Source organism: Hafnia alvei, from assembly GCF_900095695.1.
Lineage (GTDB): Bacteria > Pseudomonadota > Gammaproteobacteria > Enterobacterales > Enterobacteriaceae > Hafnia > Hafnia alvei_B.
Genome location: NZ_FMIQ01000077.1, coordinates 1 through 1,066, shown reverse-complemented (window position 1 = coordinate 1,066; position 1,066 = coordinate 1). Strand labels below are relative to the sequence as shown.

The 1,066-nt window shown below is 48.5% G+C and carries 1 protein-coding gene and 1 pseudogene; both read right to left on the bottom strand.

All coding sequences use genetic code 11. The features are described from left to right. On the bottom strand, positions 1-399 hold a 399-nt coding region (locus BN1044_RS20835; protein ID WP_175421633.1), incomplete at its 3' end, for a type VI secretion system contractile sheath domain-containing protein. Positions 400-432: 33 nt separating this feature from the next. After that, a pseudogene (gene tssB / locus BN1044_RS20830) lies at positions 433-931 on the bottom strand (type VI secretion system contractile sheath small subunit). Positions 932-1,066 lie beyond the last annotated feature (135 nt).

Sequence of the window (1,066 nt, the reverse complement as noted above, 5' to 3'; positions counted from 1 at the left end):
ACGGAAATCGGTTTTGTCGACCAGTGACTTCAGCCCACGCCAGATACTTTCTGTTTTCTGAAATTCATCATGATGCATCACCGCATCCAACTGGCGACTAATCTGGTAATCGAGCTCAGTGATGTGGTGGTCAATCAGGTTTTTATCCAGCTTCTCAACTTTTGAGCCCGATTTAGTCAGGCATTCCAGAAAGACCTGCATACCCGCGGTCAGTCGCTCGTCAGCCGTGGCATCGGACATCGCCTGGCTATCCTGCCAGATATCCAGTGCGCTCAGCTCTGATACCGGGTTCAGATTAATTTTTTCAAACAAGGAGGCATAAACGCCGCCTGCTAAAGGACGCTCCAGCACTACGCTTGCGCCACCGGCATTATTCTCATTTTTTACAGACATCAGCATCTTCTCTCATTAATCCGTTAAATATCGTGACCGTCAGGCTTCTTTAGGCGCCAGGGCTGAAAGTTCACTGCGCAGCTCAGCGCTGAGCGTTGGGTCAAGCAGGATTTTTTCCAGCTCCTTGCGGAAGGCCTGGTTGTCCAGCAGGTTGGCTTTCAGGTCACGCAGGAGATTGCGCATGGCGAGCATGGCTTTGAGCTGTGGGATCTGACGGGCGACCTGTTCTGGTTCGAAGTCTTTCATTCCACTAAAGGAAAGTCGGATATTTTCTTCACTGCCGTCACCGGACAGGGTGTTTTCTACGGAAAGGTTTATTGAAGGAGAGAATTCGGATAACACATTGTCAAAATTATTTTTATTTATGTTGACCTTTTTCACGCTCAGATACAGCACGCTGCTCAGCACCGTTGCTGTAATCCCCCACCACCATCAGCTTGAGGGGCAATTCGACTTTTTTCTGCGCGCCGCCAGTATGCAGGCTTAATTGGATATTAACGCGGGCCTTGGGGATCTCGGATTGATAGGAGTTAGACATAGCTGTCCCTGTTCAATGAAGTAATCGTCATAGTCAAAGACACTGATAAACCAATAAGAGTGACTATTTATTCTAGCGCCCTCATTCACGTCGTTACATAAACGAACAGCGACCGAAAGCAGTCCCCATGCTTTA